Below are 24,170 nucleotides of genomic sequence, written 5' to 3' on the forward strand. Positions count from 1 at the left end.
GAGCCACCGCGCGGGAGCGCGGAACGGCAACGGGGGCCGGGCAACCGCCCGGCCCCCGGCCGCGTACCGCGTCAGGCGCTGGACCACTTCTGGTTGGGTGTGCCGGCGCAGGTCCACAGCTGGAGCCTGCTGCCGTTGGCGGTCCGGTTGTCCCGGATGTCCACGCACTTGTCGGCCAGACCGCTGACCAGGTCGTGGTGCGAGTTGAGCGCGAACCGCTGGGCCGGGTTGCCGTTGCAGTGCGCGAGCTGGACCGTCGTGCCGTCCGACGTCCGGGCGCCGGCGGCGTCCATGCACAGGCCCATCGACCGTACGGTTCCGTCCGGGGCGAACGTCCACTGCTGCGCGGCCGCGTCCGAGCAGTCCCGGATGTCCAGCGGGGCACCGTCCTTGCCCTGGCCGCCCGCGACGCTGATGCAGCGGCCGCTCGCCGAGTGACTGCGGAGGCGCACGGCCGACGCCCCGGCGTCCGGGCCGGGGCCGGATCCTCCGGCGTCGGGGCCGGCCCCGGTGTCACCGGAGGCGGCGGGAGCGGTCGCCGCGCCGGAGGCGTCCGGCGCGGAACCGCCGTCCTTCGCCGTCGCGCTGCCGCTCGACGTGGGGCGGGGCTTCCCGTCCGAGGGGGAGGCGGACGCCGTGCCCTTCGACGGTCCGCCGAAGGACGCGGACGGGGAGGAGCTCCCGGGCAGATCCGGCAGCAGATCCTCGACGTCCGGGCGGTGTGCGCCGTAGGCCCCGCCCGTCGAGCCGCGCTCGGGGGAGTCGCCGCCGCCCCTGGCCAGCGTGACGGCGGTGCCCGCGATCAGGGCCACAGCGACTGCCGCGGCGGCGATCAGGAGGCCCCGGCGCTTGTCGCGCGGCGGCGTACGCGGGCCGAAGCCGCCCGGTGCCGGACCGGACGGCCCGGCTGTGTCCGCCCCGCCGCGGCGCCCGCCCGGCGCTCCGCCCCCGTCGGCCCAGTCGTGTCCGGCGGGTTCGGGTGCCCCGAGGCGGTCGAAGGCCGCGGTGCCCCGGGCGGCGGAGCCGCGCACCCGGCCCAGGGACGAGAACTGCGTCAGCCGGGGCAGGGTGCCCCGCTCACGGGCCGGGCCTGCGCTCGCCCGCCCGGAGTCGTCGACGCTGTTGTTGCTGTCGGCACTGTTGTCGCTGTTGTCGCTGCTATCGCTGTTGTTGCGATGGTCGCCGCTTTCGTTGCCACCGCCCGCGGGTCCGCTCCCGAACCTGTCGGCCTGCGCGCCCTTGCGGCGTTTCGGCAGGCCGCCGCCCGTGGCCGGGCCGTCGGCGCCCGTCCGCCGGTCCGTCCGGGACCTGATGGGCAGGACCTCCGTCCGGCTCGACATGGCATCCGGTGCCGGTTCGCCGGGTGGCGCGGCCACGGGAACCTCCCGGGGGACCTCGCGGTCCGGCGGCGGGTGCGGGGACTTCATGGAGTTCCTTTCGGAGGGCGCTGCGGCATGCGCCGGTCCGGCACCGCGCGGGTCGCCGGACCGGGAGCGGGGGTACGCGCCCCCGTGGCCCGGTGGGGCCGCGGGCGGCCGGACACAGACCCCGCACACTGGTAACGGAGGCGGCCCCCGGCAAAGTTCAGCCGGTTCTCACCTCTCGGCGGCCGGTGGCTCCGTGGGCGGAATGCCCAGCAGCCGGGCGAGTTCCTCGATCAGCGCGACGGCCCGCGCCGTCTGCCCGGGGTCGGACAGGGCGGCGGAGAGGACCTGTTCCGCGGGCATGGCGGCCCGCTCGTGCACGACGCGGCGCACCTGGTCGGCCAGGGTGAGCAGGGTGCGGCGCCCGTCGGCGGGGTCCGGCGCGGCCAGCAGGATCCCGCGGTCGCGCAGCCGCTGGACGGAGGTGGAGACATGGCTCTGCGCGAAGCCCGTACGGGCGCGGATGTCCTGGACCGAGGCGCCCGGGTGCTTGAACACGTCCCCGATCACCGCCAGTTCGCCCGGGGTGAGGGTGCCGCCGGAGGGATCGGCCACCACGTCCCGCCCGAGGCCGGTGAGGCGCTTGCCGAGTCTCAGGAGTTGGACGCCATCCATGCCGACACCTTATAGCGAATCCCCATCGCCGGTGATGCATCACGATCGATACATCACCGGTGATGCATCTTCACTGATACATCTTTACAGATGCATCTGTGCCGATCTACTTTGGCGCCATGACCACTCCAGAACCGCTCAGCCCCATCTCCCGTACGGCCCTGTCCGTCGCCCTGGTCCGCGCCTACGAGAGCAGCCGCCCCGACCCGCTCTTCCGGGACCCGTACGCCATGGCCTTCGTGCGGGCGTCCGGCATGCCGCTGCCGACGTCAGGACCGGCCGGGGACTTCGCCCGAAGGCTGGTCCTCCAGGGCGTGATCCGGACCCGCTTCTACGACGACCGGCTCGTCGAGGCCACGGGCGGCCGGGCCGGGCGCACCCAGGTCGTCGTGCTCGGCGCGGGCCTGGACACCCGCGCCCACCGGCTCCCGTGGCCGCCGGGCACCCGCCTCTTCGAGGTCGACCTCGCACCCGTGCTGGCGTTCAAGCAGCGGGTGCTGGACGAGCAGGGCGCCGTCCCCCGCTGCGAACGCGCCACCGTCGCGGCGGACCTGGTGCGCGACGACTGGGCCGGGGGACTGGTCCGGGCCGGTCTCGACCCGGAACGGCCCACCGCCTGGCTGGCCGAGGGACTGCTCGTCTACCTCACCGCGCGGGAGGCCGCAGACCTGCTGTCGGCCGTGGGCAGCCTCTCCGCCCCCGGCAGCCTGCTCCTCCTGGAACAGGGCCGGGATGTCACCACCACACCCCGGGAGGACACACTGGCCCCCATGACCGACCTGTGGAAGGGCGGCCTCGGCCCCGGGACCGATCGCTGGCTCGCCCGCGACGGCTGGTCGGTCGGCCTCAGCGACCTGGCCGCCGTGTCCGCCGGATACGGCAGACCGTCCGGCCCGGCGGCCGCCTCCGGCTTCCTCACCGCGGAACGCACCGGCTGACTCCCTGACTCCCCGTCACCCGCCCGAGGCCGTCGAGGCGATCCGTTCCCAGCGCGAACGCTTCCTCGCCCGGGTGGCGGACCTTCCCGCCGCCACCTGGCACGCGGACACCCGGTGCGCGGGATGGAACGGCCCGCGACCGGACTTCCTGGTCTCCGAACGGTTCCGCTCCCATCCGGCGCGGACACCGGCGCAGTGGCTGGAGTTCTCCTCGGCGGAGTCCCCCGACGACACCGTCCGCAGAGGTGCTGGACAGCCTCGCCGGGCGCGGTCCCGAGGTCGCCGCCGTGCTCACCGGCTCCGGCCCCGCCGCCGTGGAGAAGCTCGCGCGCCTGCGCGCCGTGGCCACCTGACACCCGGCGAGCGGTTCCCCGGGGCCGGGGCCGGGGTGCGGGGTGTGGACGACGGTCGGAGGGAGCTCCTGGGGCCGCGGTGGTGGTGCCGCCCGCCTGTTCCGGCAGGCCCGTTCCGTCCCCCGGACGGCATGCGTCCGCCCGCGGCGCCGCGGCGCGTCCCGGGATCGGGACGGTCGCGGCACCGCGGGCGGACGGGCTGGCATGCCGCCGTTCGGCCGTCGCGGGGTTCAGCCGCTGCGGCCGCGGGCGTCAGATGATGGTGTCGTAGGTGTTCCAGCCGCCGCCGACACTGGACTTGGTGGCGAACGGCGCGGCGGCGTCACCGGTGCCCTTGTAGAACCAGAGCCCGCCCGAGGCGTCCCGGGCGACGAGGTCGGGCTTGCCGTCCTTGTCCAGGTCGCTCGGACCGACCAGCACGTTGTACGTGTTCCAGCCGGGTCCCACACGCGACTTGGTGGCGTAGGGCGCGGTGGCGTCGCCGGTGCCCTGGTAGAGCCACAGCACACCCGAGGTGTCCCGGGCGATCAGGTCCGCCTTGCCGTCGCCGGTCACATCACCCGTGGACGTCAGGTTGTCGTACGTGTTCCAGCTGGGCCCGACACGGGTCCGGGCGGCGAACGGCGCGGTGGCGTCGCCGGTGCCCCGGTAGAGCCACAGCACACCGGAGCCGTCCCGGCCGATGAGGTCCGGGACACCGTCACCGGTGACGTCCCGCGCACCGGTCAGGGCGTTGTACGTGTTCCAGCCCGAACCGACCTTGGTCCGCCCGGCGAAGGGCGCCGACGGCTTGCCGGTGCCCTTGTAGTACCAGAGCACCCCGCTCTTGTCGCGGGCGACCATGTCACCGGTGCCGTCGGCGCGCAGCGCGGTCAGCGGCGTCACCAGGTCGTACGTGTCCCAGCCGCCGCCGACGCGGTAGCGGAGCAGGAAGGGGCCGGAGGCGCTGCCGCTGCCCTGGTACTGCCACAGCACACCCGAGGCGTCCCGGCCCAGCACGTTGTACCGGTCGGTGGCCGCGTCGGGAGCGGTGCCCTTGACGACCTGGACGTCCTCGGCGCGCACCCAGGCGATCCGGTGGTTGAAGCGGATCGGGTAGAAGGTGTTGCTGCCCACGACCGTCACGCGCGACCCGGTTCCGGAGCCGTCGATCAGACCGCTGTTGTAGTAGGAGCCCTTGATGGCGGCACCCGCCAGCGCGTACTTCTGCCCGGCCGGGACGCTGTACTTGGTCAGCGACGCGCCGTTCTGGTTCTGCACCGGCACGCCGGTGCCGCTGTACGCGGCGTCCTCGGGGTACGTCCGCCCGTACACGGGGATCGAAGCGGCCCCCGCCTTGGGCGTGACGGTGTCCGGTGTGCCCACGGCGGTCGCGAACTGGCCGCCCTGGTTGTAGAACCACGCCTTCTGGCCGCCGTACCAGATGGCCGTCCAGTCCCGCTGCGCCTCCGCGACCACGTACTCGCCGCCGGCCACCACCTTGTTGGCCCAGTTCGGGGCCTCGGTGGCGGTCTGGCTGCCCAGGTACGGGTCCGACAGCGGCGCCGAGCCGGTGGACGGCGAGGTGTACAGGTAGGCGAAGTTCGCGGGCTGCTTGTCGACCGCGGCACCGCCGTTGGTGACGGTCGGCTGGTTGGCCGTGGTGAACGGCGGCACCACCCGGATCACCTGTCCGGGCTGGTACAGGCCGCCGGAGCCGCTCGCGCCGGTCGGGGCGCCCAGCAGCTGCATGTAGTGGTTCCAGTCCCAGAACGGACCCGGGTCCCAGTGCTGCGACTTCACGTTGGCGTCCAGGACGCCCGGGATCTCGTCGTGGCCGAGGATGTGCTCACGGTCCAGCGGGATGCCGTACTCGGCGGCCAGGTACTTGACCAGGGTCGCCGAGGACTCGTACTCGGGCTCGGTGTACCAGCTGCCCTTCTTGACCGCGTAGCCCTCGTGCTCCACGCCGATCGAGTGCATGTTGACACTCTTGTTCCCGGCGTGCCAGGACTCGTTCTTGTTCTCGACGACCTGCGTGACCTGGCCGTCCGAGGCCCGGATCAGGTAGTTCGTGCTGGCGTAGGACGCCGGGTTCTGGAAGACGTTGAGCGCCGAGTCGTAGGTGCCCTCGGTGTCGTGGATGACGATGGAGTTGATCTCACCGCCGACCGTGGGCCGGTTGGCGATGTTGTAGTTGCCCCAGTCGTCCGGACCGCTGTTCTGCTGGTAGGCGGCGGGCTTGAAGTCGCACTTCAGGGCCGACGGGCAGTCGGCGGTGGCGTTGGCGCCGACCGTGGCGACGGTCGGCGCGGCGAGCTTGAGGGCCGACTGCCGCGCGGGCCGCACGGCCGGATCGGCGGGCAGCGTCAGGGACTGGCCGTCCGCGGTGACCCGCCGCTCGCCGGTGCGGACCGAGTCGTAGACGCGGTCCGCGAAGAGCTGCGCCCCCTGGGTCTGCGTGGCCTGACTGGCGCGGGCCACGGCCGCGTACCAGGCGCCCGGGTCCTTCGGCAGCGAACCGGCGGCGTCCTTCTGGTACTTGGCGAGCAGGGCGGCTCCCGCCCGGATGCTCTGCCGGGTGTCGGCGCGCACCTTGTCCGGGGCGACGCCGATGAGGGAGGCGGCCTCGTCGAGCGTGTGCAGCCGCGGGTCGCTCGTGTCGACGGACACCTTGCCCAGACCCTTGAGGGCCTTGGCGGCGTCGAAGTGCTTCGCCACGGCCGGATCGCCGCTGCGGTTCATCCGGTCGAGCTGCTGGGCGCGCGCGTCCGGGCCGTCCGCGAGGCTGCCCGGATCCACGTCCGTGAGCCCCATGACGTTGTACGCACCGGTGGTGCTGGGCAGCCCGTCGTGGTCCTCCCACAGCGTCTGCCGGTACGAGACCGCCATCAGCACGCTCAGCGGGACGTCGAACTCCTCGGCCGCCTTCTCGAACTCGGTCTGCAACCGGGCACCGGGAGGGGCGGCCGCGAGGCCGTCCGGTCCCCCCGGTCCGGGCGCCGCCACGACCGGCGTGCCGGCCGCGGCGACGACGGCGATGGCCGAGGCCACGGTGCAGGCGAGAAGTCTCTTCTTGTTGCGGCCTCTACGATGGTCCGCGCTCACATTCCACCCCTGATCAGTGCTGGATACGCAACATGACATCGTTGCATTGCACACTTCGGAGTGACGCTATCAACGGAGATCATGTTCCCGGCACCGGGGCGGGGTTCACCCGGCGGACCGGGGCACAATCGCCCGATACGACAGGGGTGTTGCACCGGGCCCGGCGGTGCGGCGTCAGCCCGGGGCGCCCGCACCCCGCAACCGGGCCCGGCGCAGCGCCGGAACCGCGAGCGCCGGTACCGCCGCCAGCAGGCTGACGGTGCCGCAGCCGGTGAAGAAGGCGGCGGTTCCCCAGTGCTGCGCGGTCAGGCCCGCCAGGGGGAAGAGAAGGGGCGCCGGACCCAGGGTGCACAGTGTGCTGACGGAGGTGACCCGGCCGAGGTAGCGCGGGTCGGCCGTCGCCTGCACCAGCGCGCCGGTGAGCGTCACCGTCGTACCGCTGGCGAGGCCGGCCAGGGCCGTGAGGGCGACGGCGGCACCCAGGGACGGCACGTGTCCGAGGGCGGCGGTGGCCGCCGCGGTGACCAGCAGCGCGGCGGCGACGCCCGGACCGGCGTACGGGATCCGGGGGGACACGGTGATCCACAGGGCGGCGCCCGCCGCGCCGACGCTGAAGGCGCTGGCCAGCCAGCCCGTGCCCGCCGCGCCCCAGCCCCGTTCGTCCGCCAGCAGCACCAGGCCCAGGGCGACCGGGCCGCTGAAGCACATCTCGCTCAGCCCGATCACAGCGGTGAGCGGTCCGAGGAGCCGGTGCCGCCGGACGTACCGCAGCCCGTCGGCCAACTCCCCCAGGGAGCCACGGCGTACGGGGACGGCCGGGGCGCCGGAGTGGGAAGCGGGGGCGGGGGCGCGGACGGGGACCGGGGCGGGAGCGGGGGTGACACGGACGGTGAGGAGCAGGGCGAGCGACACGGCGAACAGCGCCCCTGCCGCGGTGAACGCCCCGGCCGTCCCGCCGGCCGCCAGCACGACGCCGCCCACGGCGGGTCCCGCGGCGTTGCTCAGCCGCAGCGACAGGCCCCGCATGCCCTGGACCCGCGCGAGCTGCTCCCGGGTGGTGATCCGGGGCGGGAACGCGCCCACCGCCGGCATGAACACCGCGTCCACCACACCGAAGAGGAGGGCGAGCGGTATCAGCAGCCGCATGTCCGGCGCCGCCGACACCAGCACGGCGGCCGTCAGCAGGATCACCAGACAGCGGGTCGCGTCGCTGACCGCGGCGACCCGGCGCGGGCCGAACCGGTCCGCGACCACGCCTCCGGCGAGCATGAACACCGCGCGGGGCAGCGCGCCCGCCGCGACGGCCAGGCCCGCCTGGGACGGGCCCGCGGCACGGGCGGCCGACCACGACAGGGCGAGGAAGCAGACGACGTCACCGGTGACGGAGGCGGTGTGCGCCGCGAGCCAGCGCAACACGTTGCCGTCCCGGTACGCCGGTCGCGCGACGGCCGTCTCCGCCTCCCGGACCGTCATGAGCCGGCGTCCCGCAGCGCGACCGCACCGGGCACGGGGAACGCCTGCACCTGCACCATGACCGGGGCGGGGTCCACGACGGCGGGTGTCGGTGGCTGCGCCTTTGCCGGTGCCTGGGCCGCCGCCGGGAGCGGGGTGCGCGGCTGTCCGTGGCGGGCTATCACCGCGAACAACTCGTCGCGCAGCGCCGCGAGTTCGGCCGGGCGCAGCCGCAGCACGAAGTCGCCGTAGGCACTGACCCCGGTCCAGGGCTCGGGCAGCAGCGGCACCTCGGCGGCGGCGGCCCGCAGGCGTTCGGCGGCGGCGAGGGCCACCGCGTGGGTGTACGCGCGCCCGGCCTCCCGCTGTTCGGGGGAGCCCGCCGCCGGATCGTGGACCGAGCGGTGGTGGCAGGCCCGCCACCACCGCTCCCGCCCCTTGCCGCGCCCCGGTTCCTCCTCGATCAGGCCGCCGGCCGCCAGGCGCCGCAGATGGTAGCTGGCGGCGCCCGGGTTGATGCGCAGTTCCGCGGCGAGCCTGGTGGCGGTCGACGGACCGCGCCGACGCAGCAGCCCGAGCACGTCGATGCGTACGGGATGGGCCAGCACGCGCAGCGCGGCGGTGTCCAACTCGATCTCGGGCGCGGATGGTTGGGCGGGCGGAGTGGTCGAGGGATCGGTCATGGGGCCGAGCGTAGGCTCACAACAACTCTTTTGAAAGAGTTGTTGTGACTCACCAGGGGACGGTCTCGCCGTGCCGGTCCAGGAACCGCAGGCCGGGGACGCCGGCCTGGGCCTCCAGGACGTCGACGACGGCGGGCACGCTCTCGCCGGGATCGAGCGGCGCGTCGGGGCCGCCGAGGCGCGTCCGGTTGTGGCCGGGATCGATGAGCAGCTTGGTCAGGCCGTCGTCGGCGTACCGGGTGGCGTGACTGCGCATCAGCTGGTTGAGCGCGGCCTTGCTCGCTTTGTACAGCTCGTAACCGCCCTCGGTGTTGAGCGAGACGCTGCCCTGCTCGGAGGACATCACGGCGACGGTGCCGCCGGGGGCGACGAGCCCGCGCAGGGCCTCCAGGGCGCGCAGCGGACCGAGCGCGTTGGTGATCATCACCTCGGTGAACATCTCGGTGGGGACCTCGTCGATGGCGAGGTCGCCCCGGTCGATGGCGGCGTTGACGAAGAGCAGGTCGAGCCGTCGGCCGGCCAGGCGCTCGCGCAGCGCGGCCAGTTGCTCCGGGCTGGTCATCTCCAGGGACTCGATCTCCAGCCGGCCGTCGTGCGCGGCGGCCCGGCCGCGCAGCTCGCCGTCGCCGCCGCGGGTGGTGGCGACGACCTGCCAGCCGCGCCGGGCGAGTTCGTCGACGAGGACGAGTCCGAGGCCGCGCGAGGCGCCGATGACGAGGGCCAGGCGGCGGGGGGCGGCGGACTCGGCGGACTCGGCGGACGAGGGGGGTGAGGGAGGTGAGGGGGACATGGGTGCTCCTTCTGGTGGCGGGACGCGAGGCGGGCTCGGTCGGCGGTGGGGCTCGACTCAGATTAGACGCGACGTCGCGTCTAATCAATCGTGTTCCGCGGGGCCGGGACGAAGGGCCGGTAATGTGTGCCGCATGTCCGCCGCCAGTTCCCCACCCCGTCGGCCGCGCTCCGGCAACCGGCGCGACGAGGCCGCGCGCCTCGCCGTACTGCACGCCGCGGACGATCTGCTCGTCGAGCACGGCTTCGGCGCGCTCACCGTGGAGGCCATCGCGCGGCGGGCCGGCGTCGCCAAGCAGACGATCTACCGCTGGTGGTCCTCGAAGACGGACATCCTCCTCGACACCCTCATCGAGGACAGCGAGAAGCGCCTGCCCGTCCCGGCGGAGGAGATCACGGCCGGGACGGTCCGCGACTACCTGCGCGGCTACGCGCACTTCCTCACCGATGACACCGCGGGCGCGGTCCTGCTCGCCCTGCTCGCCCAGGCGCAGCACGACCCCGCCACGGCCAAGGGCTTCCAGGAGCGCTACCTGGAACCGCGCCGGGCGCGCGAACGCGCCATGCTCGCCCGCGGCATCACCACCGGCGCCCTCGCGCCCCGGCTCGACCCCGAGGCCGCGCTCGACGCCCTGACCGGCCCGCTCGTCTACCGAGCCCTGACGGGGGCGGAGGTGCCGGGCGACCTGGTGGACGCCCTGGTGGACGCCGTACTGAGACCGGCCGCGGGCTGAACCCGGCATCGGGTGGTTCCGTGCTCGCCACACATACGCAGCCGGTCGATCGACGCGTAGGCCGGATCAATCGCGCGTGGCGGCCAGTGGGCCGGCGATGGCGGTGAGCCGGAGTTTGGTCTCGTCCTCGCTGCCGGGCTCGGCGGTCATGACGACGATCTTGAGCTCGGAGTCGCCGTCGCTCAGGACGTCGCAGTCCACCGTGACCGGACCCACCGACGGGTGGTCGACCGTCTTGCGGACCTCGCGGTTCGCGGTCACCTCTCCCTTCGCCCACAGCTCGGCGAACCTCTCGTTGCCTGCGTCCAGGTCGCGGACCAGCGCGGCCAGGCGACCGTCCCGGGGGAAGCGGCCGGTGGCGCGGCGTAGATCGGAGACGAGGGCGGCGTCGGTGGTGCCGGGGTCCGTGTCGGTGATGGGCCACAGCACGAGGGGGGTGTGACCGGCGTCCACCGGGAACCTGGCGCGGGCGAAGTTGCGCATCCGCGGCGGCGAGGCCAGGGGGTCTCCCAGCAGGGCGGCCCACCCGTGGTTCCACCACACCAGTTGCCAGTCCGCCGCGAACACGGCCACCGGTACGTCTCCGAGGCGCACGAGGACCCGCTGCATACCGGGCGGGAGATGGTCGCAGATCGTGCCGTCCGCCGGCGGCACGAGCCGGGCCAGCCGGTAGAGGTGGTCCCGCTCGGCGGTGGACAGCTGGAGGGCGCGCGCCAGGGACGCCACCACCGACGCCGAGGGCGTCGTGGCCCGCCCCTGCTCCAGACGCACGACGTAGTCGACCGACACTCCGGCCAGGTCGGCCAGTTCCTCACGCCGCAGCCCGACAGCCCGGCGCTTGCGGACGACCGGCAGCCCGGCGGCCGACGGGGGCAGCCGGTTCCGCCACGCGCGGATCATCGCGCCCAGTCCAGCTCCGGGGGGTGTCGTCGTCATGCTCTCCATCCTCCCGCCATCCTCCCGCGTCCCCGATCACACGCGGGGACGCGAGGGTGGTACTGGTCTTCCCACCGTCGAAGCGTCCCTGGTCCGGCTCCCTCGTCCAGGCGACCATCGAAGGCATGACGATCACTTTCATCACCGGAGCCAACAAGGGCATCGGCCGCGAGACCGCCCGCCGCCTCATCGCGTGCGGTCACACCGTTCTCCTGGGAGCCCGCGACCGTGAGCGGGGTGAGGAGGCAGCCGCCGCGCTGGGCGCACGCTTCGTCCCCATCGACGTGACCGACGACGCGTCCGTGGCCGCCGCCGCCGCGGACGTCGCCGAGCACGAGGGCAGGATCGACGTCCTGATCAACAACGCGGGGGTCCAGGGTCCCCTCGGCGATCCCGGCGGCCTCACCGCCGCCGACGCCCACGCCGTCCTCGACGTCAACGTCATCGGCGTCGTCCGCACCACCACCGCGTTCCTGCCGCTGCTGCGCCGCTCGGACGACCCCGTGATCATCAACGTCAGCAGCGGCATGGGCTCCCTCGCCCTCACCCACGACCCCGCCCGGCCCGAGTCGCATGTCGTCGCACCGCTGTACACCTCCTCGAAGGCAGCGCTGACGATGTTGACCACGCAGTACGCCAAGGGGCTCCAGGGCATCCGCGTCAACGCCGCCGACCCCGGCTACACCGCGACCGACATCAACGGGCACAGTGGCCCCCAGACCGTCACCGAGGGCACGGACGCGATCGTCGCCCTCGCCACCGAGGGGCCCGGCGCCGGCAGCGGACGCTTCATCGACCGCCATGGCGAGATCGCCTGGTCGTGAGACCAGCCGCGCCGAGGTCTCGTGACCGTGGTGTTCGGCTCGGGATGGTGCTGCTCGGCGGCGCGTCCCGGCTCGGGGGCGGCGGGCAGGTCGCGGGCGCCTGCGGCGTCGAGGGGGCGGCGACGCCTTCTCCGGTGTTCTCCGAGATCAGGTCGCGCTGGAACTCCAGGACCCCGGCGAGCACGGTGACGAAGAGTCCGGTCCGCGGTCCGGTTCCTCCGGTGCGGTGAGCGTGCGGCGTACCGCGCCGCGCAGCCAGTGGTGGGCGCCGTCGGCGGCGTGGCGGGGGTGCCAGGCCATGCCGATGGTCAGGGGCGGGAGCGGGAGGGGGATGTGGAGGAGCCGCAGACCGAGCACGGCGGCGGCCTCGGTGAGCGGTGAGGGGGCCGTGCCGGGGAGCGCGGCCGGAAGGAGACAGACGACGTCGCTGCGCGCGGCGAGCGTCATCGCGGCGAGATGGCCGGGCAGGACGACTGACACCCGCCGCCTGAGCCCCTGCTCGGCCAGCGCGGTGTCGAGGGGGCCGCTGAACCGGCCCCGGCGGCTGACCGCCACATGCTCGGCCGCCGCGAGCCGGGCCGGGGTCAGCGTCCCCTCGGTGAGGGGGTGCCCCGGCCGCACGGCCGCCGCCATCTCCAGGGTGACCAGCTCCTCGACCTGGGTCTCGGGGTCGACGTGGTCGATGGACCCGACCTCCAGGTCGATCCGGCCGTCGCGGAGCGCCGGTCCGGCCTCCAGCTCCTCGGCCCGGAACCGCAAGGAGATCCCCGGCGCCTCCCGCCGGGTCAGCCGCAGCAGCCCGGGAGCCAGCGCCGCGCCGATCACATCGGCGGTCTGGAGGGTGAAGGTGGTGTGCAGGGTGGCGGGGTCGGCACCGGCGCCTGGGGTGAGCAGCGCCCCGAGCCGCCGTACGACGGTGGCGGCCTCGTCGCGCAGGGCCTGGGCGCGGGGCGTGGGGACCATCGTCTGCCCGGCCCGCACCAGCAGCGGGTCCTGGAGGACGCGGCGCAGCCGGGCGAGGGTGCGGCTCATGGCGGCGGGCGACGTGTGCAGACGGGCGGCGGCCCGGGTCACGCTCTGCTCGGCCAGCAGCGCGTCCAGGGCGACGGCGAGCTGGGCGTCGATCACGGGTTCTGTGCTGTGCGCGCTGTTCACCGGTGTCATTCCATTTCAGGCAAGGATTCCGTGCTGAAGTTCCCATTGTGGCAACACCTGCTGCCTCCGCAGGATGAGGGACGTACCGAATCCGGCACGATCCACGAGGTTTGCATGATCGTCATCACTGCCCCCACCGGGAACATCGGCCGCCACCTGCTGCCGCTGCTCCTGGAGTCCGCCCCCACCCTCGGCGAGGAACTGCGCGTGATCGTGCGCGACCCCGCCCGCCTGCCCGAGGACGTCCGCGAGCGCGTCGAGGTGATCACCGGCTCGCACGGCGACCCCGAGGTCGTCGACCGCGCCTTCGACGGCGCGGACGCCGTCTTCTGGCTCGTCCCGCCGGACTCCTCGCTGCCCCCGGAGGACGGCTACCGGGGCTTCACCCGCCCCGCCGCGAAGGCGCTCGCCGTCCACGGCGTCGGCCATGTCGTCGGCGTCTCCGCGCTCGGCCGCGGCACCCCGGTCGCCGGGCGCGCCGGACTCGTCACGGCCTCCTTCGCCATGGACGACCTCCTCGCGGGCACCGGCGCCGCCTACCGCGCCCTGGCCAACCCGTCCTTCTTCGAGAACCTCCTCGAAGAGGCCGGCTCGATCCGCGACCAGGGCTTCTTCACCGACTGCGTCGACCCCGGCCGCAGGGCGCCCATGGTGGCCGTCGCCGACATCGCCGCCGTCGCCGCCGGTCTGCTGCTGCACCGCTCCTGGACCGGCAACGCCGACGTCCCGGTCCTCGGCCCGCGCGACCTGTCGCCCGACGACCTGGCCCGCATCATGACCGAGCAGTTCGGCCGCCCCGTCCGCTACGTGCGCCAGCCCCTCGACGAGGTCCACGCCACCCTGGTCGGCTACGGCCTCGACGCGTCGTTCGTCCAGGGCATCGTCGACATGAAGCGGGCCAAGGACGACGGCCTCGACGCCGGTGTCACCCGCACCCCGGCCACCGCGACCCCCACCACCTTCGAGGAGTGGTGCGCCCGGACGCTCAAGCCGGCCGTCCTCTCCTGAAGCCGTCCCGCGATTCCTTCCTGAACGCCCCTCTTCCGAAAGGCGTCCCGCCATGACCACCACCGAGAACACCGACCCGCCGGTCACCGCGTTCCTGCTCGTCAAGACCACGCCCGAGTGGCTGGCCCTGACCCCCCGCGAGCGCCTGGAAGCCTTCACCACCCAGGTCGTCCCCGCGATAGAGGCGAAGACCAGCGGCGTACGGTCCCGCTTCTACGACACGGAGTTCTACTCCGCGCGCGTCACCGACGTCTGGGTCTGGGAGGCCGACGACCACCGGGCCTACCAGCTCCTCATCGACGCCCTGCGCGAAACCCCCTTCTGGGACCGCTACTTCGAGATCGTCGACCTTCTCGTCGGCACCGAGAACGGATACGCGCGCACCTACGGATTCGAGGACGTGGCCACCATCGCCACCTGACGCACCGCGTCCCCCGGACCCCGGCCGCCCTCCGCGCACCCCCGGCGCGGCGGGCGGCCGGTGCCACCGCCCCTCCTGCGGGCCCGCTCCGCCGCTCGCATAGGGTTACCGCCCATGTGGCCAGGAGAACAGCCGCCAGGGGGCGGGCAGCATCCGCAGCAACCGGTACCGGGGCAGCAGCCGGGACCGGGACAGCAACCGGTACCGGGGCAGCAGCCCAACCCGTACCAGCAGCCCGGATACCACCAACCGAACGCCTACCAGCAGCCGAACCCGTACCAGCAAGGGCCCCAGCCGTGGGACGTCCCGACGCGGCCGATGGGCGGGCCGCCTCAGGGACCGCAGGGCCCCTCCGGTCCGCCCGGACCTCCGCGCCCTCCGGGCGGCGGCCGCAACCGTACGGCACTCGTCGCCGTCGTCGCGGCGGCGGCCGTCGTGGTCGCCGCGGGGGTGACCGGCTACGCCGTGCTCGGCGGCAAGGACGACGAGGCCGGCCCCGGTCCCACGCCGAATCCCACCATCTCGCCCTCTGCGCAGCAGAATTCGGCCAACCCCCGTGACGCGGGCAGCGACACGGCCACGGTCAAGGGCTGGAAGGTCGTCGTGAACCCCGAGGCGGGCATCAAGTTCGACGTCCCGCCGGAGTGGGGGCTCAAGTCCACCGGGTGGGTCACCTTCGTCGCCGACAACAAGGACCCCGACGACAAGCCGCTGATCGGCATGCGCGCCCCCGCGTTCCTCAAGGAGCAGTGGTGCGCCTCGGACGAGGACCGCGACGGCCGTGTGGGCTACACCCCTCTCGCGGGGGCCGGGTCCCGGGGCAACAACGGTGCCAGGACCACCGAGGGCATCGCCCACGACGACCCCAGGACCTGGGTCTACGGTCAGTACACCCAGCCCGACAAGGCCAAGATCACCTCGGGTCCGGTGGAACCGTTCACCTCGGCCTCCGGCCTCAAGGGCAGCCTCGGCAGCGCCTGGTCGACCGGCGTCGGCACCGGCAGGAAATGCGTCACGAACGGCAAGGCGTGGACGTTCGCCTTCAAGAACGCCCAGGGCGACTTGCAGTCCTGGTCCTTCTTCGCCGCCAAGGGGGTCGACGGCGAGGTCCCGGACGCCACCGCGCGCAAGATCGCCGCCACGGTACGCGTCTACCAGCCGCCCTCCACCTGAACCGCCCGTCCTCGTCGGGCCGTTCTCGTCGGGCCGTCCTCGTCGGCCCGTCAGGAGAGCCCGACGAGCCCCCAGCCGCGACGCGCGGCCGCCCCGGCCGCATCGGCCCCTTCACGCAGGAGCGCGGTGAACTCCCCGAAGGTGTCCGGACGTCCGGCCCAGCCCGCGCACTCGGCGGCGAACGGTCCGCGCAGCTCCTCCAGCCGCGGCTCCACCCGCTCCCCGGCACGGACCTTGCCGGGCACGGCACTTGGCGGGCAGACGAGCAGCACGCGGGGGAGCCGGGGGCCGGCGGCGGGCGGGAAGAGCCCTCCGCAGGTCCGCCCCCCCGGGGCCGGTCGCCGGATCCGCGTACCAGATCAGGCCGTCGAGGAAGGCGTCCATCGCCGCGCGCACGGACGCGTCCGCGCGCATGCGCATGTCGTCCCACCCGTCGCCCGCGCGACGGTGCGGCCGGTAGGAGCCGGTGGTGTGGGCGAAGACGTACTCGGCGCACCAGGCGTCCTCCTCCCGGACCCCCCGGAGGCCACAGCCGGCCAGGGGCTCCGCGCCGCGACCACGCCTGGTCGTCCGGGAGGTCCGGGGGCCGCACCGCGTCCTCCAGCGCGTCGGCCCGGCGCCCGGCGGGGAGGGCACGCAGCCGTTCCCAGTCCGCCATGAACAGCGTGAGGTCCAGACCCGTGCGAGCAGCACAGGAGGGACGGCGGGCGTGTCCCGCGCTCAGAACTCCAGCACCAGCCGGCCGCGGATCCCGCCCTGTTCCAGGAGCCGGTGCGCGGTGACGGCGTCCTCGGCGGGAAGGGTCCGGGCCACCCGCAGGGTGAGCAGGCCCTTCTCGACCTGGGTGCGCAACCGGTCGAGGCGTGCCGTGTCGCCGAGGTACGAGGTGAACACCGCCGTACGGTTGCGGACGGCGCGCAGCCGCAGTTCCTCGGAGGATCCGATCCCCACACTGCTGGACATCGTTCCGCCCTCGCGCACGGCCAGCGAGGCGGAGGCACCGGCGCCGACGGTGTCCACCAGCCCGTCCACACCGCTCGGCACCGCCCGCAGGATGTTCCGGCCGATGTCGCCCGACCGGGGCACCACCAGATCCGCGCCCAGCTCGCGCACCAGGTCCTCGTCGTGCGGCGAGGCGACGGCCACGACCGTGAGCCCGTCGGCCGCGGCCAGCTGGACCACGTAGCCGCCGACCGCCCCGGCGCCGCCGGTGACCGCGACCGTCCGGCCCGGCGCGAGGTCGGCCAGGTCCAGGGCGAGCCGGGCGGTGAGCCCGTTCATCGGCAGGGTCGCCGCCTCGGCATGGCTGGTGCCGGCGGGCGCGAGGGCGACCTGCCGGGCCGGCAGCACGACGTACTCGGCGTAGGCGCCGCCCGTCGCGGTGTTGGGCACCACCACCGCCATCACCCGGTCGCCGAGGCGCAGTCCGGTGTCCGTCCCCGGGCCGATCTCGTCCACCACCCCGGCGGCCTCGGCACCGAGCACGTACGGCGGCCGGACCGCGCTGACATCGGCGAACCCGCCGCGCAGGAACCGGTCGCCCGGGTTGACGGTCGCGGCATGCACCCGCACTCGTACCTGCCCGGGGCCCGCGTGCGGTGCGGGCAGCTCGAAGACGTCCAGGACCTCGGGGCCCCCGAACCGGATGACGCCTACTGCCTTCATGTTTCCCTCCCAGGGACGGGGGCCGTCCCGCGGCTCCGGATGTGTCTCACAGCGATTGTCCGCGGCCTGCCGGGACCCGCCTTCAGTCATGTGACCGTCGATGCCGCGAAGGACCGATCCGAGACCGGCCGATCCGGGACCACGGGTCACATGCATCGGGCGAGCTCCATGACACGTGTTTCCACGTGTGCCATCGCCGCGGTCATGGCAGGAACGGTAGACCGAATTTTCTGGACTTCAAAGTCCATAGAGGAGGTGTGCCCGGTTCAGCCGAGCAGCGCCGAGGCGGCCTGCTCGGCGAGCCAGGCCGCCGTCTCGTCCCAGTCCCAGCCCAGTTCGCGGGCGGTCGACCAGCTCGCGGTGCCGAAGTAGAACCAGAGGATCTGCTCGGTCCGCGCCGCGTCGGAGCCGACCGCCCCGAGCGTGACCAGGCGGCCGGAGACGGCCGCCAGCCGCTGCCGGTACCGGCCGACCGCGTACTCGGCCGCCGCCGCCACGGCGGGGTCGGAGGCGGCGTTGTCCACCATGACGTGCAGGAAGGCCGAGCGGCGCCGGGTGACCTCGCCGGTCCCCTCGGCCGTCAGACGCAGGATGCGCCGCGGGTCGGTCTCGGCGAGCACGGCGGCCATCGACTCGGTGATCCCCTCGTCGTCGGTGCTCTCCCGCGCCAGGGCTCCGATCAGGGCCGGTTTGCCGCCGACACTGGTGTACACGGTGTTCACGGCGACACCCGCGCGCTCGGCGATCTGGGCGACGGTGGTGCGTGTGTATCCCTGCCCGGCGAACAGCTCCTCCGCGGCACGCAGGACCTCGGCGCGGGTCTCCCGCGCCGAGGCGGCCCGGACCACTGATCGATACACACGTTTGGCCATGACCGGCAGTATCGCAGGCCGAGCCGGAGAAACATAGTTTCAGAGGAACCCTGTTACTCTCAAAGTATGCCGATCAATCCCGACGCTCCCACCGACAAGCCGGAAACGGAGCAGATGGTGGTGATCCACCGCACTCTGCGCCGTGAGTTCCGAAACCTCCCGTTCCTGGTCGCGGCCGTCCGGCCGGCCGACACCGCCCGTGCGCGGGTGGTCGGCGACCACCTCGCGCTGGTCCTCGCCATGCTCCACGAGCACCATGAGGCGGAAGACATGTTTCTCTGGCCGGTCCTCATGGAACGGGTCCCGCTGGAGAAGGACCTGATCGGCCTGATGGAGACCCAGCATCAGGCGATCGCCGACGCCGTCGCGGCCATCGGGTCCGGCCTCCCGGCCTGGACCGCACAGGCGGACGCCACGGCACGCGACCGCATCGCGGACGCGCTGCGCGGCCTGGACGAGGCGCTGACCGTGCACCTCGACCTGGAGGAGAGCAGGGTGCTGCCGCTCATGCACGAGCACCTGACGGTGCCCGAGTGGCTGGTCCCGCAGAAGCACGCGATGAAGAACGGCCCGAAGACACTCGCCGGCAAGCTGAACCTCGCCGGGATGGTGCTGGAGGACGCCACGCCCCGGCAGCGCGCCTGGTTCCTCGGCGAGATGCCCGCACCGGCCCGGGTGCTGTGGCGGCTGGTCGGAGCCCGGCGCTACCTCACCTACGCGCGGACGGTCCGCGCCGCCGAGGCGGCCGCCACGGGCTGACTTTGGCCGGTACACGCCGCCACTGACGGCATATCCCACACGTGTCCCGGGGATCATGGTGACGCCCCCACCGAGGACGACCGGTCCCGGGATCCTCCCAGGATCCCGCCCCGGACCTCACATTCGACACGATCCACCGGGATACTGCTGACGATGCCTCACCTGAGCGACACCACCACCGACGACGAGCGGGCCGGACGGACGGAGTTCCACGCGGCGGCGCGGCACTGCGCGGACCTCGCCCGTGCCCTGGCCCCCGCCACCGAGGAGCGCAGATCGCTCCCCGGGGAACTGGCCGACGCGCTGACCGCCGGCGGGCTGTTCCGCGCCGGCGTCCCGGAATCCCTGGGCGGCCCGGAGATCCCGCCGCCCGGGATCCTGCGGGCGGCCGAGACGGTGGCCCGCGCGGACGCGTCCGCCGGCTGGTGCGTGGCCATCGCGGCGTCCACGAGCCTGCTGAGCGCGTATCTGCCCGCCGAGGGCGCCGCCGAGGTCTTCGGCGACCCCCGCTCGGTCGCCGCCGGTGTGTGGGCGCCCACCGCCCGCGCCCTGCCGGTGGACGGCGGGGTACGGGTCACCGGACGCTGGGCGTACTGCTCCGGTGTGACCCATGCCGACTGGCTGATGGCCGGGTGTGTGCTGGCGGATCCCGGCGAGGTCGAGGGCGCCGCGCCCGTCCTGCGCGTCGTGGCCATGCCCACGGCGGAGCTGGAGATCCTCGACACCTGGCGCACCAGCGGCCTGCGCGGCACGGGCAGCCATGACGTGGTGGCCGACGACGTGTTCGTCCCCGCGCACCGGCTGGCGTCGCTCGTCGACGGGCCGCCCGCGGGCGCCACCGCGCCCTACCGCTTCCCGCTCCTCGGGTTCTTCGCCCTGTCGGTCGCCGCGGCGGCCCTCGGCAACGCCCGCGGTGCCGTGGACGACCTGCTGGCGCTGGCGTCGGCCCGCCGCCCGTCCGGCTCGGAGCGCACCCTGGCCGAACGCACCGCCACCCAGGCGGCGGTGGCACGGGCCGAGGCCGCCCTGCGCGCCGCGCGCCTGCTCTACGACGACGCCGTGGCCCGAGCCTGGCGGGCCGCGCGGGACGCGGCCCCGCTCACCATGGACCTACGGGTCGACCTGCGCCTTGCCGCCACCCACGCTGCCCGCACGGCGGCCGAGGTGACAGCGGCCATGTACGAGCTGGGCGGCGGCGCGGCCATCCACGAGGACTCGCCCCTCCAGCGCAGATTCCGTGACGCGCACACCGTCACGGCCCACATACAGGTGAACGCCGCCACCTACGAGGTGACGGGCCGCCATCTGCTGGGCCTGCCGATCGACACCGCCCGGCTCTGAATACCGTCCCGTCCCGTCCCACCGAGTCACCGCACCCCGGAGGAAGCACACGTGTCCCGCACCAACCCGCAGTACCGCCTCGCGGCGCGCCCCGTCGGCCTGCCCGCCGCCTCCGACTTCCGCTACGCGGAGGATGAGGCCCCGCAGCCGGGCGAGGGGGAGTTCCTCGTCGAGGTCGACTTCCTGTCCATCGACCCCGCCATGCGCTCCTGGATGAACGCGGGCCGCTCCTATGTGCCGCCGGTCGCCCTGGGCGAGGTGATGCGCGCCGCCGGGATCGGGCACGTCGTCGAGTCCCGGCACCCGGACCACCCGGTCGGCGAGGTGGTGAGCGGCACCTTCGGCGTCCAGCGGTACGCGCTCAGCGACGGCAAGGACGTCGGCACGGTCGACCTGTTCCTGGGCGAGGCGCCGCTGCACCTCGGCGTGCTCGGGTTCAGCGGACTCACGGCGTACTTCGGGCTGCTCGACATCGGCCGACCCCGGCCCGGCCAGACGGTGGTCGTCTCCGCCGCGGCGGGCTCCGTGGGCGCGCTGGTCGGCCAGATCGCCAAGATCGAGGGGTGCCGGGTCATCGGCATCGCGGGCGGTCCCGACAAGTGCCGCCACCTGGTGGAGGAGCTGGGCTTCGACGGAGCCGTGGACTACAAGTCCGGGTCGGTGCGGGCCCAGGTGAAGGAGCTCGCGCCGCAGGGGGTGGACGTGTTCTTCGACAACGTCGGCGGCGATGTGCTCGACGACGTGCTGACCAGGCTGGCCCGCGGGGCGCGGGTGGTCATCAGCGGAGCGGTGTCCCAGTACAACTCCGAGGACGGCGTGCAGGGCCCCTCGAACTACATGCAACTGCTCGTCAACCGGGCCTCCATGACGGGCTTCGTCATCTTCGACTACGCCCCTCGCTTCGACGAGGCCAGGGCCCGGCTGGCCGACTGGCTGCGCGAGGGGCGGCTCAAGGAGCGCACCCATGTGATCAGCGGCGGGGTCGAGCGCTTCCCGGAGGCGCTGCGTGGGCTGTTCGCGGGGGAGAACACCGGCAAGACGGTGCTGGCTCTGTGAGGTGTGAACTCCTGTGACAACAGCGCCCGTTGTGGGGGTGTAAGGCCACCACCCCCTGAATGCAGGAGAATTCATGCGTGACAAGCAGAGCCCACGGCTGCGTTCCCTCATGGCGGCGGGCGCCGTCGTCCTCGCCACCGGGACCGCGGTCGTCGCGGCGGGTGCCCCGGCTTCCGCGGCCGTCAGCGTCCACCGCGTGCAGCTGTGCGCCAAGGGCAGCTACGACGCCGACATCACCTGGTCCGACGGTCTGCGCAGCACGGCTGTCCACCGCGGGAAGTGCGAGACGTTCAACGTCTGGGGAACCGGCGGTTACACCATCGGCGGCTTCCGCGACGGCGGCCGGGCGCACTTCGGCATCGCGAAGGTGAGCGCGCCCCGCGGCGGCTGGCAGGCCACCTCGCCCGGCCGCAAGTACAGCGCAGAGGGCACCACCAAGGCCCCCCGCGTGGTGCGCTGGCAGTGATCGCCCCCGGGACACCGGTACGCCGGTGATCCCGCCGTCACCCACGCGGCATGCCCGTGCTTCCGGCACGGGCATGCCGCGTTTCGCTTTCCTGACGTGTCGCGGACCATGCTCTCCCGGCGTCGTCACCGGCTTGACCGGTGGCGCACATGCCTGCCATGATGACGTCACCGCCTGAACAGGTGACACGGAAGTCCGGGTCACCAGGGAAGGAGGCACCCGACACCCACGTATCCACGAACACGTACAGGGAGATCCGTCATGGCCGTCACCTACACCGCCCGTGTCGCCGTCACCGGCGAGGGCCGCAACGGCGGCACCGCCCGCTCCGAGGACGGCCTGCTGGAGCACACCCTGGCCATCCCCAAGGAACTCGGCGGCGCGGGCGGCGCCACCAACCCCGAACAGCTCCTCGCCGCCGGCTGGGCCGCCTGCTTCCTCGGCGCCCTGCGCCGCGCCGCCGCCACCCGCCACATCCGCCTCACCAGCACCGCCATCACCGCCGAGATCACCCTCACCCACGGCGACGACGGCGAGTTCTCCCTCTCCGCCACGCTCAGCCCCGTCCTCGGCGGAGTCGACCAGGCCACCGCACAGGAACTTGCCGAAGCCGCCCACCAGATCTGCCCCTACTCCAAGGCCACCCGCGGCAACATCCCCGTCACCCTCGACGCCACCACCGCCTGACACGGAAAAGACCGTGGCATTTCTGTGAACCCTCGGCGGGCCGGCATGCGTTCATCAGATGAAGGCTCCTGACCCCCGCTCGCGGGGGACAGGGCGCGGAAGGTCTCCACGGTTCCCCGACCGGGAGACGGCCCGCAAGGCTCCCGTTCGCTCTGAGCCGTGGGGGCGGGTGAACGGGAACGGGGGCCCGGTGTGAGCCGGGCCCCCTGCTTTCAAGGTGTTCCGTTCACAGCGACCCGCACAGCGCGTCGCCCGGAAGCCCCCCGGTCATCACCAGTGCCACCAGTGGCGCGTCAGCACCCGCTGGACGGCACCGGCCATGGCCCGCTCACCCGAAGCGTTCGGATGCACCGGAGCGGCCGGCGTCTCCGGGGCGAACGTCTCGATCCAGCGCCGCTCGACCGGCTGGCACAGATCGTGGCCGACGGTGGGGGCGTACGTGTTCACGTACTCCGCGCCGCCGCGCCGCGCCTGCCGGGCCAGCATCCCGTTCAGTTCCTTCTCCTTGTCCCGCAGATAGGAGAAGTCACCGGCGGCCAGCGGCACCTTGGCGCTGGTGCAGCCGACACCGTCGTCCGGGAACAGGTCGGGGTAGCCGACGACCACGACCCGGGCGTGCGGGGCGCGGCGGTGGATGCCGCGCAGCACGTCCGCGATCTTCGGCGCGGTCCGGGCGACCGCGTCGGAGACCTGGTCACTGCCCTGGCCGGTCAGGTACGACCGGCACGGCGCACCCGCGGGATCGGAGGCCGACAGCTTCGCGCACGTGCCCAGCACGGTCGAGAAGCCGATGTCGTTGCCGCCGATGGTGACGGTGACCAGGTCGGTGCCCCGGTTCAGCGCGTCGAACTGGGCCGGAACCGAGCCCTGCGGGGCCGCCATGTTCGCGGTGGTCGCGCCCGAACACGTGACGTCCGTCAGCGCCGCCCGCGAGGACCGTGCCACCAGGGAGGCGTAGTTCTGGTCGGAGCGCAGACAGGTGCTGTCGACCTGGGTGGGGACGAGCGGTGCGGAGGCGTACGAGTCGCCGAGGGCGACGTAATCCACCCGGTGGCGCCCGTCGTGCCGGGCGTCGGCGGCACTCGCCGACGGGGTCCCGGCCAGGGCCAGGGCCGACACACCGGCGAGCAGCGCGGCACCCGCCGTGAGCGAGCGCCGCGCGGTGGGAGCGGTAAGGAGTCTCCTCAAGATCTGTCCTTTCGTGATCGACGATCACTAGTTGACACGTTGCGGAGGCCCGAAAGGTGCCGGTGGCCCAGGTAACGAATCGGCCGCTGTGCCACCGGCCGGGGCGGAGGACGGGCGTCCGGGCGGGCGGCGGCGTGTGCCCGAGCGTCGAATGGCTTAGGTGTCCGGCGCGGCGGGGCGCGGCCAAGTAGATGTACGTACCCAGGTATGACCGTCATGTGACGGATGCGGGAGCAACATGTGTGGCCCACAGTGGACACATCGAGCTTCTCGTGCGGTTCCTCGGCACAGTTCGCGATTCAGCACGGTTCGTGATTCAGCACAGTTCGCTGTTCAGCACAGTTCAAGATTTTTCCGGAGGGTGATTTCTCATGGTCGGTATCAAGAATCTGCGGGGCCGGCGGTTCGTGACGGCGGTCGCGGCCACGCTCACGGCGGGCATCGCGGGTACCGCGTTCGCCGTGAACGCGAGCAGCACACCCCAGCACACGGACACCGCCGACCGGCACACCAGGCCGACGATCGTCCTGGAACACGGCGCGTT

23 protein-coding genes are annotated in these 24,170 nt (G+C 73.3%); 11 read left to right on the forward strand and 12 right to left on the reverse strand.

Annotated features, from left to right (window positions below):
• Positions 1–71 precede the first annotated feature (71 nt).
• Entirely contained in the window at positions 72–1,427 is a 1,356-nt protein-coding gene (locus tag B086_RS45110) for an RICIN domain-containing protein (protein ID WP_234029385.1), read from the reverse strand.
• A gap of 168 nt (positions 1,428–1,595) precedes the next feature.
• Positions 1,596–2,039, reverse strand: a complete 444-nt coding sequence (locus B086_RS0126940; RefSeq protein WP_018569544.1) for a MarR family winged helix-turn-helix transcriptional regulator — start codon at positions 2,037–2,039, stop codon at positions 1,596–1,598.
• Between the two features lie 119 nt (positions 2,040–2,158).
• Here B086_RS0126940 and B086_RS0126945 point away from each other — a divergent pair, with 119 nt between their 5' ends.
• Positions 2,159–2,977, forward strand: coding sequence for an SAM-dependent methyltransferase (locus B086_RS0126945; protein ID WP_018569545.1), 819 nt, complete (start codon positions 2,159–2,161; stop codon positions 2,975–2,977).
• A 605-nt stretch (positions 2,978–3,582) separates the two neighbouring features.
• Here the strand turns inward: B086_RS0126945 and B086_RS0126955 are convergent.
• The 4 genes from B086_RS0126955 to B086_RS0126970 form a co-directional block, all read right to left on the reverse strand.
• Positions 3,583–6,417, reverse strand: coding sequence for an N-acetylmuramoyl-L-alanine amidase (locus B086_RS0126955; RefSeq protein WP_026252807.1), 2,835 nt, complete (start codon positions 6,415–6,417; stop codon positions 3,583–3,585).
• Between the two features lie 174 nt (positions 6,418–6,591).
• A complete protein-coding gene (locus B086_RS0126960; RefSeq protein WP_018569548.1) occupies positions 6,592–7,890 on the reverse strand; it encodes an MFS transporter in 1,299 nt (432 codons plus the stop codon).
• On the reverse strand, positions 7,887–8,552 hold the full coding sequence (locus B086_RS0126965; protein ID WP_018569549.1) for an ArsR/SmtB family transcription factor: 666 nt from the start codon (positions 8,550–8,552) through the stop codon (positions 7,887–7,889). The genes B086_RS0126960 and B086_RS0126965 overlap by 4 nt, the downstream gene beginning before the upstream one ends.
• 49 nt (positions 8,553–8,601) lie before the next feature.
• Positions 8,602–9,342, reverse strand: a complete 741-nt coding sequence (locus B086_RS0126970; RefSeq protein ID WP_018569550.1) for an SDR family NAD(P)-dependent oxidoreductase — start codon at positions 9,340–9,342, stop codon at positions 8,602–8,604.
• Between the two features lie 133 nt (positions 9,343–9,475).
• Between B086_RS0126970 and B086_RS0126975 the strand changes: the two genes are divergently transcribed.
• Complete coding sequence (locus tag B086_RS0126975; protein ID WP_018569551.1) at positions 9,476–10,075, forward strand: TetR/AcrR family transcriptional regulator; 600 nt, start codon at positions 9,476–9,478, stop codon at positions 10,073–10,075.
• 66 nt (positions 10,076–10,141) lie between these two features.
• On the opposite strand, the gene B086_RS0126980 is transcribed toward B086_RS0126975, so the two are convergent.
• Positions 10,142–11,020 (reverse strand): helix-turn-helix domain-containing protein, encoded by an 879-nt coding sequence (locus tag B086_RS0126980; protein ID WP_026252810.1) that lies wholly within the window; start codon positions 11,018–11,020, stop codon positions 10,142–10,144.
• Between the two features lie 116 nt (positions 11,021–11,136).
• Here B086_RS0126980 and B086_RS0126985 point away from each other — a divergent pair, with 116 nt between their 5' ends.
• A complete protein-coding gene (locus B086_RS0126985; RefSeq protein WP_026252811.1) occupies positions 11,137–11,835 on the forward strand; it encodes an SDR family NAD(P)-dependent oxidoreductase in 699 nt (232 codons plus the stop codon).
• 147 nt (positions 11,836–11,982) lie between these two features.
• Here the strand turns inward: B086_RS0126985 and B086_RS0126990 are convergent, their stop codons facing one another.
• On the reverse strand, positions 11,983–12,999 hold the full coding sequence (locus tag B086_RS0126990; RefSeq protein ID WP_018569554.1) for a LysR substrate-binding domain-containing protein: 1,017 nt from the start codon (positions 12,997–12,999) through the stop codon (positions 11,983–11,985).
• Between the two features lie 105 nt (positions 13,000–13,104).
• Here B086_RS0126990 and B086_RS0126995 point away from each other — a divergent pair, with 105 nt between their 5' ends.
• The 3 genes from B086_RS0126995 (at position 13,105) to B086_RS40900 (ending at position 15,592) form a co-directional block, all read left to right on the forward strand.
• Entirely contained in the window at positions 13,105–13,998 is an 894-nt protein-coding gene (locus tag B086_RS0126995; RefSeq protein ID WP_018569555.1) for an NAD(P)H-binding protein, read from the forward strand.
• Positions 13,999–14,050: 52 nt separating this feature from the next.
• Positions 14,051–14,419, forward strand: coding sequence for a darcynin family protein (locus B086_RS0127000; protein ID WP_018569556.1), 369 nt, complete (start codon positions 14,051–14,053; stop codon positions 14,417–14,419).
• Positions 14,420–14,533: 114 nt separating this feature from the next.
• Positions 14,534–15,592, forward strand: a complete 1,059-nt coding sequence (locus tag B086_RS40900) for a hypothetical protein (RefSeq protein ID WP_037873990.1) — start codon at positions 14,534–14,536, stop codon at positions 15,590–15,592.
• Between the two features lie 50 nt (positions 15,593–15,642).
• On the opposite strand, the gene B086_RS45680 is transcribed toward B086_RS40900, so the two are convergent.
• From B086_RS45680 to B086_RS0127020, 3 genes are all read right to left on the reverse strand, one after another.
• Positions 15,643–15,864 carry a hypothetical protein gene (locus B086_RS45680; protein ID WP_234029386.1) on the reverse strand — a complete coding sequence of 74 codons (222 nt, stop codon included), beginning with the start codon at positions 15,862–15,864 and terminating at the stop codon, positions 15,643–15,645.
• A gap of 448 nt (positions 15,865–16,312) precedes the next feature.
• On the reverse strand, positions 16,313–17,257 hold the full coding sequence (locus B086_RS0127015; protein WP_018569559.1) for an NADP-dependent oxidoreductase: 945 nt from the start codon (positions 17,255–17,257) through the stop codon (positions 16,313–16,315).
• A gap of 266 nt (positions 17,258–17,523) precedes the next feature.
• The gene (locus B086_RS0127020) at positions 17,524–18,129 is read right to left on the reverse strand and encodes a TetR/AcrR family transcriptional regulator (protein WP_037873992.1); all 606 of its coding nucleotides are present in this window, start codon (positions 18,127–18,129) and stop codon (positions 17,524–17,526) included.
• Between the two features lie 66 nt (positions 18,130–18,195).
• Between B086_RS0127020 and B086_RS0127025 the strand changes: the two genes are divergently transcribed.
• The 5 genes from B086_RS0127025 to B086_RS0127045 all read left to right on the forward strand — a co-directional run bounded on the left by B086_RS0127025 (position 18,196) and on the right by B086_RS0127045 (position 22,438).
• On the forward strand, positions 18,196–18,888 hold the full coding sequence (locus tag B086_RS0127025; RefSeq protein ID WP_018569561.1) for a hemerythrin domain-containing protein: 693 nt from the start codon (positions 18,196–18,198) through the stop codon (positions 18,886–18,888).
• A gap of 153 nt (positions 18,889–19,041) precedes the next feature.
• Positions 19,042–20,229 carry an acyl-CoA dehydrogenase family protein gene (locus tag B086_RS0127030; protein WP_018569562.1) on the forward strand — a complete coding sequence of 396 codons (1,188 nt, stop codon included), beginning with the start codon at positions 19,042–19,044 and terminating at the stop codon, positions 20,227–20,229.
• A gap of 51 nt (positions 20,230–20,280) precedes the next feature.
• Entirely contained in the window at positions 20,281–21,285 is a 1,005-nt protein-coding gene (locus B086_RS0127035; RefSeq protein WP_018569563.1) for an NADP-dependent oxidoreductase, read from the forward strand.
• Between the two features lie 73 nt (positions 21,286–21,358).
• Positions 21,359–21,751 carry a hypothetical protein gene (locus tag B086_RS0127040; protein ID WP_018569564.1) on the forward strand — a complete coding sequence of 131 codons (393 nt, stop codon included), beginning with the start codon at positions 21,359–21,361 and terminating at the stop codon, positions 21,749–21,751.
• A gap of 261 nt (positions 21,752–22,012) precedes the next feature.
• Complete coding sequence (locus tag B086_RS0127045; RefSeq protein ID WP_018569565.1) at positions 22,013–22,438, forward strand: organic hydroperoxide resistance protein; 426 nt, start codon at positions 22,013–22,015, stop codon at positions 22,436–22,438.
• A 270-nt stretch (positions 22,439–22,708) separates the two neighbouring features.
• Here B086_RS0127045 and B086_RS0127050 read toward each other — a convergent pair whose 3' ends face one another.
• A complete protein-coding gene (locus B086_RS0127050; RefSeq protein ID WP_018569566.1) occupies positions 22,709–23,626 on the reverse strand; it encodes an SGNH/GDSL hydrolase family protein in 918 nt (305 codons plus the stop codon).
• Positions 23,627–24,170 lie beyond the last annotated feature (544 nt).

Origin of the sequence: Streptomyces sp. PsTaAH-124 (assembly GCF_000373685.1) — a bacterium.
GTDB lineage: Bacteria > Actinomycetota > Actinomycetes > Streptomycetales > Streptomycetaceae > Streptomyces > Streptomyces andamanensis.

Excerpts from the sequence above, each read along its gene's own strand:
- B086_RS45110 (WP_234029385.1), bottom strand. The coding sequence starts at position 1,427 with ATGAAGTCCCCGCACCCGCCGCCGGACCGCGAGGTCCCCCGGGAGGTT.
- B086_RS0126940 (WP_018569544.1), bottom strand. The coding sequence starts at position 2,039 with ATGGATGGCGTCCAACTCCTGAGACTCGGCAAGCGCCTCACCGGCCTC.
- B086_RS0126945 (WP_018569545.1), top strand. The coding sequence starts at position 2,159 with ATGACCACTCCAGAACCGCTCAGCCCCATCTCCCGTACGGCCCTGTCC.
- B086_RS0126960 (WP_018569548.1), bottom strand. The coding sequence starts at position 7,890 with ATGACGGTCCGGGAGGCGGAGACGGCCGTCGCGCGACCGGCGTACCGG.
- B086_RS0126965 (WP_018569549.1), bottom strand. The coding sequence starts at position 8,552 with ATGACCGATCCCTCGACCACTCCGCCCGCCCAACCATCCGCGCCCGAG.
- B086_RS0126970 (WP_018569550.1), bottom strand. The coding sequence starts at position 9,342 with ATGTCCCCCTCACCTCCCTCACCCCCCTCGTCCGCCGAGTCCGCCGAG.
- B086_RS0126975 (WP_018569551.1), top strand. The coding sequence starts at position 9,476 with ATGTCCGCCGCCAGTTCCCCACCCCGTCGGCCGCGCTCCGGCAACCGG.
- B086_RS0126980 (WP_026252810.1), bottom strand. The coding sequence starts at position 11,020 with ATGGAGAGCATGACGACGACACCCCCCGGAGCTGGACTGGGCGCGATG.
- B086_RS0126985 (WP_026252811.1), top strand. The coding sequence starts at position 11,137 with ATGACGATCACTTTCATCACCGGAGCCAACAAGGGCATCGGCCGCGAG.
- B086_RS0126990 (WP_018569554.1), bottom strand. The coding sequence starts at position 12,999 with ATGACACCGGTGAACAGCGCGCACAGCACAGAACCCGTGATCGACGCC.
- B086_RS0126995 (WP_018569555.1), top strand. The coding sequence starts at position 13,105 with ATGATCGTCATCACTGCCCCCACCGGGAACATCGGCCGCCACCTGCTG.
- B086_RS0127000 (WP_018569556.1), top strand. The coding sequence starts at position 14,051 with ATGACCACCACCGAGAACACCGACCCGCCGGTCACCGCGTTCCTGCTC.
- B086_RS40900 (WP_037873990.1), top strand. The coding sequence starts at position 14,534 with ATGTGGCCAGGAGAACAGCCGCCAGGGGGCGGGCAGCATCCGCAGCAA.
- B086_RS0127015 (WP_018569559.1), bottom strand. The coding sequence starts at position 17,257 with ATGAAGGCAGTAGGCGTCATCCGGTTCGGGGGCCCCGAGGTCCTGGAC.
- B086_RS0127020 (WP_037873992.1), bottom strand. The coding sequence starts at position 18,129 with ATGGCCAAACGTGTGTATCGATCAGTGGTCCGGGCCGCCTCGGCGCGG.
- B086_RS0127025 (WP_018569561.1), top strand. The coding sequence starts at position 18,196 with ATGCCGATCAATCCCGACGCTCCCACCGACAAGCCGGAAACGGAGCAG.
- B086_RS0127030 (WP_018569562.1), top strand. The coding sequence starts at position 19,042 with ATGCCTCACCTGAGCGACACCACCACCGACGACGAGCGGGCCGGACGG.
- B086_RS0127040 (WP_018569564.1), top strand. The coding sequence starts at position 21,359 with ATGCGTGACAAGCAGAGCCCACGGCTGCGTTCCCTCATGGCGGCGGGC.
- B086_RS0127045 (WP_018569565.1), top strand. The coding sequence starts at position 22,013 with ATGGCCGTCACCTACACCGCCCGTGTCGCCGTCACCGGCGAGGGCCGC.